The organism is Pelomonas sp. Root405, from assembly GCF_001425165.1.
In the GTDB taxonomy this organism is placed as follows: Bacteria; Pseudomonadota; Gammaproteobacteria; order Burkholderiales; family Burkholderiaceae_C; genus Pelomonas.
This window is the reverse complement of sequence record NZ_LMDU01000001.1, coordinates 1167805-1180175: the sequence shown is the minus strand read 5'-3', so window position 1 is coordinate 1180175 and position 12371 is coordinate 1167805. Positions and strand designations below refer to the sequence as shown.

The 12371-nt window shown below is 71.2% G+C and carries 17 protein-coding genes; 5 read left to right on the top strand and 12 right to left on the bottom strand.

The window, feature by feature from the left end; genetic code table 11:
- Nucleotides 1–6 precede the first annotated feature (6 nt).
- The 4 genes from ASC81_RS27470 to ASC81_RS05290 form a co-directional block, all read right to left on the bottom strand.
- Nucleotides 7–435 (bottom strand): hypothetical protein, encoded by a 429-nt coding sequence (locus ASC81_RS27470; RefSeq protein ID WP_200946691.1) that lies wholly within the window; start codon nt 433–435, stop codon nt 7–9.
- 31 nt (nt 436–466) lie between these two features.
- The gene (locus ASC81_RS05300; protein WP_056263506.1) at nt 467–736 is read right to left on the bottom strand and encodes a GlsB/YeaQ/YmgE family stress response membrane protein; all 270 of its coding nucleotides are present in this window, start codon (nt 734–736) and stop codon (nt 467–469) included.
- A 221-nt stretch (nt 737–957) separates the two neighbouring features.
- On the bottom strand, nt 958–1932 hold the full coding sequence (locus ASC81_RS05295) for an SDR family oxidoreductase (protein ID WP_082536263.1): 975 nt from the start codon (nt 1930–1932) through the stop codon (nt 958–960).
- Nucleotides 1933–2051: 119 nt separating this feature from the next.
- Complete coding sequence (locus ASC81_RS05290) at nt 2052–2561, bottom strand: hypothetical protein (protein WP_056263502.1); 510 nt, start codon at nt 2559–2561, stop codon at nt 2052–2054.
- A 115-nt stretch (nt 2562–2676) separates the two neighbouring features.
- On the opposite strand from ASC81_RS05290, the gene ASC81_RS05285 reads away from it, so the two are divergent.
- Both ASC81_RS05285 and ASC81_RS05280 read left to right on the top strand, forming a co-directional pair.
- On the top strand, nt 2677–3132 hold the full coding sequence (locus ASC81_RS05285; RefSeq protein ID WP_082536262.1) for a response regulator: 456 nt from the start codon (nt 2677–2679) through the stop codon (nt 3130–3132).
- Nucleotides 3133–3233: 101 nt separating this feature from the next.
- Nucleotides 3234–3824, top strand: coding sequence for a hypothetical protein (locus tag ASC81_RS05280; protein WP_056263498.1), 591 nt, complete (start codon nt 3234–3236; stop codon nt 3822–3824).
- Nucleotides 3825–3838: 14 nt separating this feature from the next.
- Here ASC81_RS05280 and ASC81_RS05275 read toward each other — a convergent pair whose 3' ends face one another.
- Genes ASC81_RS05275 through ASC81_RS05260 form a run of 4 tightly spaced genes read right to left on the bottom strand, consistent with a single transcriptional unit; the run spans nt 3839 to nt 7296 of the window.
- Nucleotides 3839–4468 carry a hypothetical protein gene (locus ASC81_RS05275; protein WP_056263497.1) on the bottom strand — a complete coding sequence of 210 codons (630 nt, stop codon included), beginning with the start codon at nt 4466–4468 and terminating at the stop codon, nt 3839–3841.
- Complete coding sequence (locus tag ASC81_RS05270) at nt 4465–5607, bottom strand: putative zinc-binding metallopeptidase (RefSeq protein ID WP_056263495.1); 1143 nt, start codon at nt 5605–5607, stop codon at nt 4465–4467. The genes ASC81_RS05275 and ASC81_RS05270 overlap by 4 nt, the downstream gene beginning before the upstream one ends.
- A complete protein-coding gene (locus ASC81_RS05265) occupies nt 5607–6140 on the bottom strand; it encodes a phosphatase PAP2 family protein (RefSeq protein WP_056263493.1) in 534 nt (177 codons plus the stop codon). Before ASC81_RS05265 ends, ASC81_RS05270 begins: the two co-directional genes overlap by 1 nt.
- Nucleotides 6124–7296 (bottom strand): glycosyltransferase family 1 protein, encoded by a 1173-nt coding sequence (locus ASC81_RS05260; RefSeq protein WP_056263491.1) that lies wholly within the window; start codon nt 7294–7296, stop codon nt 6124–6126. Before ASC81_RS05260 ends, ASC81_RS05265 begins: the two co-directional genes overlap by 17 nt.
- 87 nt (nt 7297–7383) lie before the next feature.
- On the opposite strand from ASC81_RS05260, the gene ASC81_RS05255 reads away from it, so the two are divergent.
- A complete protein-coding gene (locus tag ASC81_RS05255) occupies nt 7384–8052 on the top strand; it encodes an HAD-IIIA family hydrolase (RefSeq protein WP_082536261.1) in 669 nt (222 codons plus the stop codon).
- Here ASC81_RS05255 and ASC81_RS05250 read toward each other — a convergent pair.
- Entirely contained in the window at nt 8018–9208 is a 1191-nt protein-coding gene (locus ASC81_RS05250; protein WP_235533570.1) for a DNA topoisomerase IB, read from the bottom strand. The genes ASC81_RS05255 and ASC81_RS05250 overlap by 35 nt on opposite strands.
- On the opposite strand from ASC81_RS05250, the gene ASC81_RS05245 reads away from it, so the two are divergent.
- Together ASC81_RS05245 and ASC81_RS05240 are read left to right on the top strand one after the other, a co-directional pair.
- Nucleotides 9203–10456 carry a glycosyltransferase gene (locus ASC81_RS05245; RefSeq protein WP_056263489.1) on the top strand — a complete coding sequence of 418 codons (1254 nt, stop codon included), beginning with the start codon at nt 9203–9205 and terminating at the stop codon, nt 10454–10456. The genes ASC81_RS05250 and ASC81_RS05245 overlap by 6 nt on opposite strands.
- On the top strand, nt 10453–11229 hold the full coding sequence (locus tag ASC81_RS05240) for a DUF2334 domain-containing protein (protein WP_156391757.1): 777 nt from the start codon (nt 10453–10455) through the stop codon (nt 11227–11229). The genes ASC81_RS05245 and ASC81_RS05240 overlap by 4 nt, the downstream gene beginning before the upstream one ends.
- Here ASC81_RS05240 and ASC81_RS05235 read toward each other — a convergent pair.
- From ASC81_RS05235 to ASC81_RS05225, 3 genes are all read right to left on the bottom strand, one after another.
- The gene (locus ASC81_RS05235) at nt 11226–11690 is read right to left on the bottom strand and encodes a hypothetical protein (protein WP_156391755.1); all 465 of its coding nucleotides are present in this window, start codon (nt 11688–11690) and stop codon (nt 11226–11228) included. The genes ASC81_RS05240 and ASC81_RS05235 overlap by 4 nt on opposite strands.
- Nucleotides 11690–11998 carry a hypothetical protein gene (locus ASC81_RS05230; RefSeq protein WP_056263483.1) on the bottom strand — a complete coding sequence of 103 codons (309 nt, stop codon included), beginning with the start codon at nt 11996–11998 and terminating at the stop codon, nt 11690–11692. The genes ASC81_RS05235 and ASC81_RS05230 overlap by 1 nt, the downstream gene beginning before the upstream one ends.
- A gap of 70 nt (nt 11999–12068) precedes the next feature.
- Nucleotides 12069–12365 carry a BON domain-containing protein gene (locus ASC81_RS05225; protein WP_056263482.1) on the bottom strand — a complete coding sequence of 99 codons (297 nt, stop codon included), beginning with the start codon at nt 12363–12365 and terminating at the stop codon, nt 12069–12071.
- Nucleotides 12366–12371 lie beyond the last annotated feature (6 nt).

Here is a 12371-nt window from a genome sequence, read left to right as displayed (position 1 = left end):
GCCGCCTCAGCGCGCGAGGCGGGCGACGAGCACGCCGACTGCCAGGGCCGTGGCCACGGCGGCGAGCGGATGCTCACGCACGGTAGAGCGCAGGCTCTCGGCCCATTCGTCGCCCATCTCGCGGGCGTCGTGGGCGCGCTGGGTCAATGCGTCGCTGGCCGTATGCACACCGTCCTGCAGCCGGTGCACGGCCGGCGCGGCGGACTCGGCCAGCCGGTCGATGGCGCTGTGGGCGCCCTGCACGACGCGGCCGAGCACGTCGGCGGTCTGGCCATTGCCGCTCGCCTTGGAGGACGTGTCCGAGTTGGTGGCCGTCGGCGTGCTGGCGCTGCCGCCGCCGGCCGAGCTGGCGGAGCCCGACGAGCCGGAGCCCGAAGCCGTGGACGAACCCGAAGAGGTCGGGAAGGGAGTGGTGGTGCCGGTGGTGGTGGCCATGATGGTCCTTGCTAGAAGTGAAGGGAAAAGGTCAACGCGTGGTGCCGCGCCGGATCAGGTTGACGATGGCCAGCAGCACGACGGCGCCGAGCAACGACACGACGAGGGCGCCGATGCTGAGGGAACCATCGTTGATGCTGGGCACGCCCACCATGGGCGAGATCAGCCAGCCACCGATGGCTGCGCCGACGATGCCGACGAGGACATTGAGGATGACGCCCTGCTCGCCGTCGGTTTTCATCAGCAGGCTGGCAACCCAACCAATCACACCGCCGGCAATGAGCCAGATGATCAAGTTCATGGAGTTCTCCTGGTTAAACGGGCAAGGCCGCCGAGGCATAGGGCAATCGAGATGCCAGGCTTGTTGACCCCCCGCCCAGTCTTGCCGCGCTGGACGCGGGCAAGCTTGGTCGGTCCCCCGGGGGACGGCGATGCTTGCGGCATCGAGCCGCAAGCACATCGCCCAAGGCGGGCCGGCTTGGGGCGGCCCGGCGCTCGGTCCGCAATGCGCGCGCGGGGGCGCTAGATGGCTCCGACGCTGCCGGTGACGGGCAGCACGATGCCGGTGATGTAGCCGGCGCACACCGGTGAGGCGAGGAAGACGTAAGCCGGCGACAGCTCTTCGGGCTGGGCGGCGCGCTTCATGTCGGTCTTCTTGCCGAACTCGGCCACCTTCTCGGCTGGCGAGTCGGCCGGGTTCAGCGGCGTCCAGACCGGACCGGGCGCCACCGCATTGACACGGATGCCCCGCTCGATGAGGTTGCTGGCCAGCGACTTGGTCAGCGCATGGATGGCGCCCTTGGTGGCGGAATAGTCCAGCAGCTTGGCACTGCCCTGCAAGCCTGTCACCGAGCCGGTGTTGATGATGGACGCCCCGGCCTTGAGGTGCGGCAGGGCTGCGCGGGCCATGCGCATGTAGCCGCCGATGTTGGTGTCCAGCGTCTCCAGCATGCGCTCGTCGTCGAGCTCCTCCAGCGAGGACGCGTGCTCCTGGAAGGCTGCGTTGTTGACCAGCACGTCGAGCTTGCCGAAGCGCTCGATGACCTCGTCCACCGCGCGTTCGCACCAGGCGCTGTCCTTCACGTCGCCTTGCAACAGCAGGCACTGCCGGCCCTCGGCCTCGATGCAGCGCTGCGTCTCCTCGGCGTCCTGGGTCGACGAGTGATAGGCCACGGCGACGTCGGCGCCCTCGCGTGCGAACAGCACGGCCACCGCACGGCCGATGCCGGAGTCGGCGCCGGTGATCAGCGCGACGAAGTCCTGCAGCTTGCCGCTGCCGACGTAGTCGGGCGCCATGAAGCGCGGCGCCAGCGCCAGGTCGGCTTCCAGGCCCGGCTTCTCCAGGTGCTGGGCCGGCAGGGTCTCGGGCTGCTTGCGGGCACCGGCTTGTACGGCGCCACTGTCCTTGTCGCTCTTGGACTGCTGCTGCGCATCGGCGGCGTCCTGGCGCTGCTGGATGCTGCGCTGGGTCTGGAGGGTGTCGTCGGCGGAACTCATGGTGGGCCTTTCGGAAAGCGGATCGGGGCCCGTGGCCAGCAGTCGGCGTGCCAGCGCGCCTTCTGCTGGCGCTGCAGACGCTGCGGCAAGACTTGCCCCGGTCGGCAGCCCCTACCGGCTCAGGCGCCGGCCTTCTTCAGCTCGGCCGCCTCGGTTTCCTTGCCCGAGGGCGTCTGTGCGTCCAGGCCGCGGTCGGGCGACTCGGCCACCTGGGGTTCATTGCCCGGGCGCTCGATGAGCTCCTCGATGATGAAGTGGCCGTATTGCTGGGCACGCTCGGCACCGGCCGCCTTGGCGGCCTGGGCAATCTGCACCGCCTGCTCGTCGCTGGTGGCGCGCACGACCAGCCAGTGGTAACCCTTCTCGGCCAGTGCCCGGTGCGACAGCACGAGGTTCATCTCCTGGCCAACGGACGCCAGCGGGCTGGCGTGGGCGATGTCCTCATCGATCTGGCGCAGCATCTCGCGGTCGCTGTACGCATGCACCGCGCTGGACACCACGCCAAGCTTGCCGATGGCCTCGGCGGCCGCCTGGGCCTGATCGGCCTTGGGGAATGAAATGACGACATGGCCCACGGGCTTGAAGACGCCGAAGCTGCGCGGTGCGTCGGTGATGACATCAGTAGACATGGCGAACCCTCATTCGTGGATAGATCACGCCCGCGCGGCAAACGGGGTGCCCGGCCTCCGGGATTGCCACGGGCACGCCGATTGCCAACGGCGCTGATCAATCACCGGAGGATCCATGCCCAGCCCTGCTCGCCGACCTGTTCTCTATGTGGAGGACCACCCGGTCAATGCGTTGCTCATGGCCGCCATCTTCGAACGACGACCGGAGCTGGAGCTCGTCGTCGCAACGAACGGCGAGGAGGCGCTGTGCCTGGCAGCCGGCCTGAACCCTGCGCTGCTGCTGCTGGACCTGGGCCTGCCCGACTGCCACGGCAGCCGTCTGCTTGGCCTGCTGCGCTCGCTGCCCGGTTGCGAGAAGGTGCCGGCGGTCGCCGTCACGGCAGAACTCGGCTTCGACATCTACGCCTGGGGCTTCCACGAGCTGTGGCCCAAGCCGCTGTACGTGGACGAGGTGCTGAGCCGGCTCGATGCCCTGATCGGCACGCGCCCGTCGCCGCCGCCGGAGCTGCCGCGCGACATGCTGTTGTCGATGCAGCCCGCGGCGGCTGCCCTAACACAACACTGCCGCTGACAATTTCGCCGCTCCGCAGGCATCGCCGTTGCCTGTAGTGGTTCACCCGTCTTCATGATTCACATGGGCGGCGGGCGATTGAACTTACTTAGGAGATCGACATGAGCAAGACTTTCACCCGCGTGGCCACGATGGCCGCTGTTTGCATGGCCGTGGCGGGCGGCTTGGCCTACGCGCAGGGCACCGGCGGGACCGGTGGCACCGGTGGTGCTGGCGGTACGGGTACCGGCAGCAGCAACACCAACAGCACGAGTGGCACGGGCAGCACCAGCAGCACGAGTGGTACGACGAGCGGCAGCACGACGAGCGGCACGAGCGGCACTAACAGCACGAGTGGCATGAGCGGTACCACGTCGGGAACGTCGGGCACGAACACCACCGGCACCACCGGAAGCACGGCGAACACGACCGGCACGTCCGGTACCGGCATGAACGCCAACACCACCGGCAGCACCTCGGGCACCGACGCCAACAACGCCAACAACACGTCGGGCACTGGCTACAACAGCGGCAGCACGACGGGCAGCACGACGGGTAGCACCGGCTACAACAGCGGCAGCACGACCGGCAGCACCACGGGCAACAGCAGCTACAACAGCGGCACGTCGTCCAACAACAGCGGCACGATGTCGAACAACAGCGGCGACTGGAATGCCGACGGCACGCGCGCACCGCGCCGCGACCGCAACTGAGCCTGACCCATCACTCAGTCCGACGCAGCGGCCCCTTCGAGGGGCCGCTGTCCTGGTGTGAACAACAGGCCGGTCGGCAGAATTTCCGGCAACAGGTACACCACGCCGCGGCCGCTGGCGAACAGCGGCATCAGCTGCTGGGTGAAGAAGGCCACCGGCACATTGATGCAGCCGTAGGAGATGCGGTTGTCGGCCGGCGTGGCCGAGGCCAGCCGCTGCGGGCGCCGCTCGGCGGGGTCGCTGGGCCGCAGCCGGTGGAGCGACACCGCCGCGTCGTAGTCGATCCAGAAGATCTCCTCGCCTGCGGCATTGCGCCCCGGCTCGGCGACGAAGCGGCCGGCCGGCGTGATGCGCTCGTGCGGCTGGATCTGGCTCATCTCACGCTCGCCGATGCCGGGCACCGAGGCGTCGCCCTGTGCCTGCCCCAAGAGCACCGGGGTGGCGCCGACAGGACGGCGCTGGGCGTCGAACAGCCACAGCCGCGCATCGCGCTTGTCGATGACGGCGAAGGGTGCGCCCTCGTTGTCCTCGGACTGCTGCAGCCATTGCAGCAAGGACTGCACCGCCGCAGGCGGCGGCGCGGACGCTGCAGCCCAGAGCGGCGCGGCCAGCGCCAGCGCCGCGGCGAAGCCCCGCGCCTTCATGCGCTGGCGCTCCGCACGATGCGGTGCACCAGGTGCAGCTTGCGCACCGCCGGGGCGGACAGCACGAAGGGATAGAAGTCGGCCATGCCCATGCTGCGCGACAGCTCGTTGAGCACGCCGGTCAGTTCCATCCAGCTGTTGATGAGCTGCAGGAAGCCGGTCGCATCGGCATCACCCGCGTCCCGCAGCAGCTCGGCGTCGAAGCGCTCATAGCTCAGCTCGACGCGCTCGCCGTCCAGGCCGAAGCTGCGCGCCGTGTCCAGCGTGTCGACCAGGTGGAGGTAATGCGCCCAAGTCTCGGCCCAGTCCTCCCACGGGTGAGCGCTGGCATAGGCGCTGACGAAACGCTGGCCCCAGTCGGCCGGGGCGCCGTTGGCGTAATGGCGCTGCAGTGCGGCGCCGTAGTCCTCGCGCTCGTCGCCGAACAGCTCGCGGCAGGGCTCCAGCCACGCCGTGGGCTCGACCAGGCGCTGCCAGTAATAGTGGCCGCTCTCGTGGCGCAGGTGGCCAAGCAGCGTGCGGTAGGGCTCGCCGAGCTGGTCGCGGCGCTGCTCGCGGCACGAGTCGTCGGCCTCGGAAACATCCAGCGTGATGACGCCGTCGGCATGGCCGGTCATGACAGGCGGCGCGCCAGGCGCGGCCAGCAGCAGGTCGAAGACGAGGCCCCGCTCGGGGTCCTCGGCCTTTGAAATGACCGGCAGCTTCAGCCCGATCAGCGACGACACCAGGCGGCGCTTGGCCTGCTCGACGCGCCGCCACCAGGCGCCGGCGTTGGGCAGGCTCAGGTCGGGCAGCGTGCGGGTCAGCCGGCAGCAGCGGCACAGCGTCTGGCCGGCCGCGATCTCGCCCGCATCGAGCAGCCAGTTGCAGGCCGCCGCCGTATCGAGGTTGGCGCAGCGGGCATAGCGCAGTGCGCGGCGCACCGGCACGCCGGCCTCGCGCCAGCCCGGCTTGCGGCCACGCGACGGCGCGGCATCCAGCGCCACCATCCGGCCCCGCAGGGCGTCATAACCCAGCGGTCGGTGGCAGGCCAGGCATTCGCTGTTGCGGAAGAACACGGGCCGGCCGCAGGCGCAGCTGTAGGCGCGCGCCAGCATGGGCGGCGGCACGGCGTGAGGGATGGCAGCGACGGGCACCATCAGGCCAGCACCAGCACCAGGCTGGCCGTGGCCGTGCCGATGGCCGCGCCAAACAGCACGTCACTCGGGAAATGCAGGCCGAGCACCACACGCGCCAGGCCCACCAGCACCGCAAAGCTCCACAGCAGTGGTGCCAGCGTCGGGTAGAAGGCCGACAGCAGCAGCGCGAACGAGAAGGCGTGCAGCGTGTGGCCGCTGGGGAAGCTGAAAGCGTCGGGCACCTTGGCGCAGGCGCGGATGTCGCCGCAGCGCTCGAACGGCCGCTGGCGCCGCGTGCTGCGCTTGAGGCCGTAGTACAGACCGAGGTTGAGGGCGCCCAACAGCAGCATCAGCAGCGCCTGGCGCAAGCCACCCTCCCCTGCCCAAGGTTGCAGCAGCATCAGCCCGACCCACAAGGGTCCGTCGGCCAGGCGGCTGCACAGCGACAGGCCCTGCAACAGCAGCGGCCTTGCGGCCGCGCGGTGCAGGGCCTGCGCGCCGCGCAGATCCAGTTCGGCGCTGCGCAGGCGGCCGGCATCAAGCCAGGGCGGCATGGCGTGGCACCGTGCGGCCGGCCTCGGCCACCCGCATCAGTTGTTGTTCGAAGCGGCGCTGCACGCCCGGCCAGTCGGCCTGCATGGCGGTCAGGCGCGCTTCCAGGCGCAGCAGGCCGTCGGGCGCCGAGGCGTCCAGCGCGCGGGTGGTGGCGTCCAGGAAGGCGTCGGCCGCAGCCTGGCCGCCACAGGGCGGCGCCAGGCAGCCGCTGACACCGTCGCGCACATGCTGGGCCGCCGCACCGGTGTCGAAGGCGGCCACGGCCAGGCCACTGGCCAGCGCCTCCAGCGTGACATTGCCAAAGGTGTCGGTCAGGCTGGGGAACAGGAAGACGTCGGCGCTGGCGTAATGCCGCGCCAGCGCCACGCCGGTCTGCATGCCGACGAAGCGAGCCGTCGGGTGGGCCTGCTCCAGCTTGACGCGCATCGGCCCGTCGCCCACCACCACCATGCGCAGGCCCGGGCGGCGCGCGCTCAGGCGCTCGAAGGTCTGCAGCGCCAGGCCGGCGTTCTTCTCAGGCGCCAGCCGGCCGACATAGAGCATGACGCGGTGGTCGGCGCTGGCCCGCCAGTCGCGGCGCAGCCGGGCGTCGCGCTTCTCGGGGCTGAAGAGCCGGGCGTCGACGCCGCGGCCCAGCACCTGCAGCCGTTCGAAGCCATGCGCCACCAGCTGGCGCTGCATCTCGGGCGTCGGCACGAAATTGCAGTCGGCCATCGCGTGCAGGCGCCGCAGATAGCCCAGCACCACCGGCTCCAGCCAGCCCAGACCGTAATGGCCGCAGTAGGCGTGGAAGTTGGTGCGGAAATCGGCACTGGTGGGGATGCCTTCGCTGCGCGCGGCGCGCAGCGCGGCCCAGCCCAACGGCCCGGGTGTCGTCGCATGCACCAGGTCGGGCAAGGCCGACTCTTCGCGCCACAAGGTCCGCAACGCCGCCGGCGTGGCAAAGCCGTAGCGCAGCTCGGGATACATCGGAATGGGCCCGCCGCCGCAGCGCCACTCGTCGGCATCACGGCGCGCCGCCTCGCCAGCCTGACGCGGCCGGATCACCTGCACGGCATGGCCCGCCTCGCGCAGATGACGCACGGTGCGCTCGGCAGTCAGGGCAACGCCATTGATCTCCGGCGGAAAGGTCTCGCTGACATAGGCAATGCGCACGAACAGGACTCCAACGGTTGCAAGCCCCGCCCATGGCAAGCCGGATGCCCGCCACCCTGCTGGGCATGTGGCTTGCTGCGCGTCCCCATGCCGACACCCACGCTGGCCGGCGGGCCCTTGCGCTGGCGCCGCACCCCGCTGCATGACGAAACACCGCTGCCGGCGCGCACGTCGACCGCGGTTCGCCCGGCCGTCTTCATCGCCAAGGACGGCACGCTGGTCGAGAACGTTCCCTACAACACCGACCCGGCGCTGCTGCGCTTCAGGCCGGGTGCCGCCGAAGCGCTGGCGGCGCTGGCGGCGCACGGGTGGGCGTTGCTGGTCGTCACCAACCAGAGCGGCCTGGCGCGCGGCTACTTCACGCGCACCCAGTTCGCGCGCCTGCAGGAGGGGCTGCAGAAAGGCTTGCAGCAAGCGGCCGATGTGGCCTTGCTGGACTTTCTCGTCTGCCCGCATGCGCCAGCGCCGGACGGCGGGCCGGCCTGCCTGTGCCGCAAGCCGGCGCCGGGCCTGCTGCGACGCGCCGCCCGACGGCATGGCATCGACCTGGCAAGCTCCTGGATGGTCGGCGGCCTGCAGGACGACGTCGAGGCCGGCCAACGCGCCGGCTGCCGCACGCTGCTGCTGTCGGATGGCGACGAAAGCCAATGGCGGCGCACGCCGCTGCGCACGCCTGAGGCGGTGTGCCACGACTGGGCCGGCGTGGCCCGGCACATCCTGCTCACGCCGCCCGAGCCGGCGCCTTCCCTGCCTTGACGTCGGCCTTGACACCCGCTTTGGCGGCCGACTTGCCAGCGCGCGACCGCAGCAGCGCCATCAGCTGGCGCTCCGCAGCCGCCAGGCCGGTCTTGGCGCCCGGCGCCGCGGCCCAGGGTTGGCCGCGCAGCGCGGCGCGGGCCGATGCGTCGCTGAGTGCCTCGCCTAGCGCCAGCACGCGCGGGTGGATGTAAGCCTTGCGGCAAACCGCGGCGGTGTTGCCCAGGCGTTGCGCCACGCCTTCGACGACCTGCTGCGGCCGGCACGGGTCGGCGCCGTCGGCACAGGCCTGCAATGTGAGCTGCAGCGCCAGTACGCTGCCATGCCAGGTGCGGAAGTCCTTGGCCGTGACACGCTGGCCGGCGGCCTCGGCGAGCCAGGCATTGACATCGGCCGAGCCGACCGGGTGGCTGACACCGTCCTCGTCGACATAGCGGAACAGCTCCTGACCCGGCAGCTCGCGGCAGCGCCGCACGATGCGCGCCACGCGGCGGTCGGCCAGGCGTACCTGGTGGCGCACGCCGCTTTTTCCGACGAAAGACAGCTCGATGGCGTCGCCCTTGATGCCGGCGTGGCGGTTGCGCAGCGTCGACAGGCCGTAGGAGCCGTTCTCGCGCGCATAACTGCTGTTGCCGATGCGCAGCCAGGTGGCATCGAGCAGGCGCACCAGCGTGGCCAGCACGCGCTCGCGCGTGGGCTCGGCGCGTCCGGCCAGCGCGCGCTGCACGCGGCGGCGCAGCTTGGGCAGCACGGCGCCAAAGCGCAGCAGGCTGTTGAACTTCGTTTCGCCGCGCCCGGCCATCCAGTCGGCGTGGTAGCGGTATTGCTTGCGGCCTCGCGCATCGCGGCCGGTGGCCTGCAGGTGGCTGTCGGCATGCGGGCTGATCCACACATCGGTCCAGGCCGGTGGGATGGCCAGCTTGCGGATGCGCGCCAGCGTGGTCTCGTCGCGCAGCGGCCGGCCGCTGGCATCGCGATAGCTGAAGCCGCCGCGGCCGGGCTTGCGCGTGATGCCGGGGCTGGCGTCGTCCAGCCAACGCAGCCCGGCGCGGCGCGCCTCCTGAACGCTCGGTACGGGAATGGATGCCATCACCGCGCCAAAGCAGACGGCATGCCAGCCCGCGGGCACGCCAATTGCCAAAACTTGTAAATGCATGTGACCTATTCGCGGCCCCAACAGCAGGCCCAGGACAGCCGTCCTGCGCCGGGCCCCCATCTGCTGGATGTGTCGATGTTCTGGGGCGCCACGGGTGGCGTGCGACGTGTGCTGACGGCCAAGCATGAGCGGCTGCGCACGCTGGGCTGGCGCCACACCATCATTGCGCCCGGCGCCGACGGCCCGGGCATGCTGGACAGCGGCGGCATCCTGATGCCGCGCACCGGCGGCTACCGCCTGGTGGTCAATCGCGGCCGCGCGCTGCGCCAGATGGAATTCGTCGCGCCCGACCTGATCGAATCCGCCGACCCCTACATGCTGGCCTGGGCCTCGCTGGCGGCGGCCGAGCAATTGCGCATACCGGCCGTGGCCTTCTGCCACAGCAACCTGCCCGACTTGATGGCGCGCCTGGTGGGCGGCCCCACTGCCACGGCCACGCGGCTGGGCCGGACAGCCGAGCGCTGGGCGCGGCGCTATCTCGTCAACCTCTATCGGCAGTTCGACGTGGTGATGGCGCCCAGCGTTGGCCTGGCCCGGCAGCTCCAGGCCTGGGGCGTGCCGCGCGTGACGGTGCAACCGCTGGGCGTGGACTGCTCGGTCTTCACGCCCTGCGCCAAGGACGAGGCCTGGCGCGAGCAGCTGTGCCGCGACCATGGCCTCGCGCCGTCCACGCGGTTGCTGATCTACACCGGCCGTTTTGCGCCCGAAAAGAACCTGCAGCTGCTGGCGGATGCCGTCGCCCTGCTCGGCCGCGGTCATGTGCTGGTGGCCGTGGGCAATGGCCCGGCCGCGCCGGTCGGCGAGCAGGTGCTGGTGCTGCCGCCCGAACACGACTGCCGGCAGCTGGCCCGCATGGTCGCCAGCTGCGACGCCTATGTGCACGCCGGCAACCAGGAGACCTTCGGCCTGGGCCTGCTCGAAGCCATGGCCTGCGGCACCCCAGTGGTGGCCGCCGACGCGGCCGGCCTGGCCGAGCTGGCGGGCGGCGCCGGCCTGCTGGTGGACCGGCAGCGCGCGGGCTCCTGGGCCGAGGCCATGGAGGCCAGCCTGAGCAGCAACAACAGCGCGCATCGCCGCACCGCCCTGGCCCGCGCGCAGGCGCAGGACTGGCCGCGCGTGCTGGCGCAGATGACGCGGCGCTACGCCGTTCTGATCGGCCGCAACACCATGCCAGCCTTGCCCGCCATCGCCACCCGCGAGCTGCCGATGCGGCCCTGGGCAGCGGGGCAGCTGGCCCGGCAGCGTTGACGACGACCCGGATGGCCGGCGCGGTCTGCGTCGTGCTGCATGACGTGTCGCCGGCGCGCTGGGAGGGCTGCCAGCGCGTGATCAAGGAGCTGCGCCGCTGTGCTGCCGATGCCGGTGTCGCCCTGCCGTTGACGCTGCTCGTCGTGCCCCGCATGCATGGCGACGCCGCACTGCCTGCGCGCTACCTGCACTGGCTGCACGGCATGGCCGGCGCTGGCCACGAGCTGGCCCTGCATGGGCTGACCCACCGCGACGAAGGCCCGCCGTTGCGCGGCCTGCGCGACTATCTGCTGCGCCGCCACTACACCGCCGGCGAGGGTGAGTTCGCCGCCTTGTCCCACGCCGACGCGACCCGCCGCCTGAACGAAGGCCGGGCCTGGGCGCAGACCCATGGGCTGCCGATGAGCGGCTTTGTCGCGCCCGCATGGCTGCTGGGCGAGAGCGGCCTGCAGGCGGCGGCGGATGCCGGTTTTGCACACACGTGCACGCTGAACGAAGTCATCGCCCTGCCCCACCGGCAGGCCATGCCGGCACCCAGCCTCGTGTTCAGCACCCGTGCCGCCTGGCGGCGCGGGCTGTCGCTGGCGTGGAACCCGCTGGTGGCCCGTCGGGCGCGCCGCGCGCCACTGCTGCGGCTGGAGCTGCACCCGGGCGACGGCGACCACCGTGCCGTGGTGCGCTGCTGGACGGGCCTGCTCAGCGAAGCGCTGCGCACGCGCGCGCCGCTACGGCTGGCCGAGGCGGCACAGATGGCGCGGCGTTTCCAGGCTTAGACCCGCGCGGATGAAGCGCTGCGGCTGAGGTCCTGGCGAGGTGCGGCTGGGGCAGGCCACTCGGCCAGCACGGTCGCGACGGCGGTGTCGAGCTCTGCCCAACGTGCAGCAGGCAGGTTGGCGTCGGCCAGCGCCTCGTCGATCTGCGCGAACTGCAATTGCACCAAGCCTTCGAGCAGGGCCGCGACAGCGCGCTGCTGGGCGTCGTCGGCGGTGCGACCGCTCAGCGCGGTCAGGTCATGCAGTGCGTCGAGCCCATCCGGCGCCTGGCCGAGCACGGGCTGCAGCAAATGCTGCTGCAAATGGCAGAGCAGCTCGACGCCCGCGCAGGCGCGCCGCAGCGCGAGGCCACGGCGCTCCTTGGGCGCGCGGCGGCAGGCGTCGAACTGGTCGTTCAACACCCGCCGGAACTCGGCCAGCCGCGTCAGCACGTGACGCGGCGCCGGGTGGGCTACGGCCATCAACGCCAGTTGCGGCTGCTGGAGCTGCTGCGCGAGCCCAGCATGTGCCAGACCGCGAACACCAGGGTGCCAACGGCGGCAGCGACCAGGGCCGAACGGACCGGCTCGTCGCGCACGTAACCGATCGTCCGATCGGACGCATTGACGACGCGCGCACGCACGTCACGCATCACCGGCGCGACGGCATCACGCACGCCGCTGACACTTTCGCCCAGGTGGTCGAGGCCGCGGCGCGCGGCGCTCTCGGCCTTCTGCAGGCCATGGCGGGTGGCTTCGGTCGTTTCGCTGTACAGATCAGAGTGACCCATGGTGGTGTTCCTTGTTGAAGTTGTCGGGGACACCCCCTCAGGCAAACGGCGCGCCAGCCCCCCGGTCCGATCAACCGGCGCGTGGCTGGACGCTGACTTCGTTGACCACTTCGAGCGCACTGCCGGCCTGGCGGGCCACCGCCGTGATGCGCGCGCGCACGGCGGTACTGGGTGCGACGCCGCGCAGCCTGAGACGGCCACCGGCCACGTCGACGCTGATGGCCAGCCCCGCGAGCTGGTCGTCCAGCGCCAGCCGCGCCCGCACCGCGGCGGCCACGGCCTGGGGGCTGGCCGGCGCGGCGACGCCAGGCTGCCAGGCGACCAGCAGCGCCAGCGCGGCCAGCAGCGCCTTGCACTTCAGCAGCATGCCGGC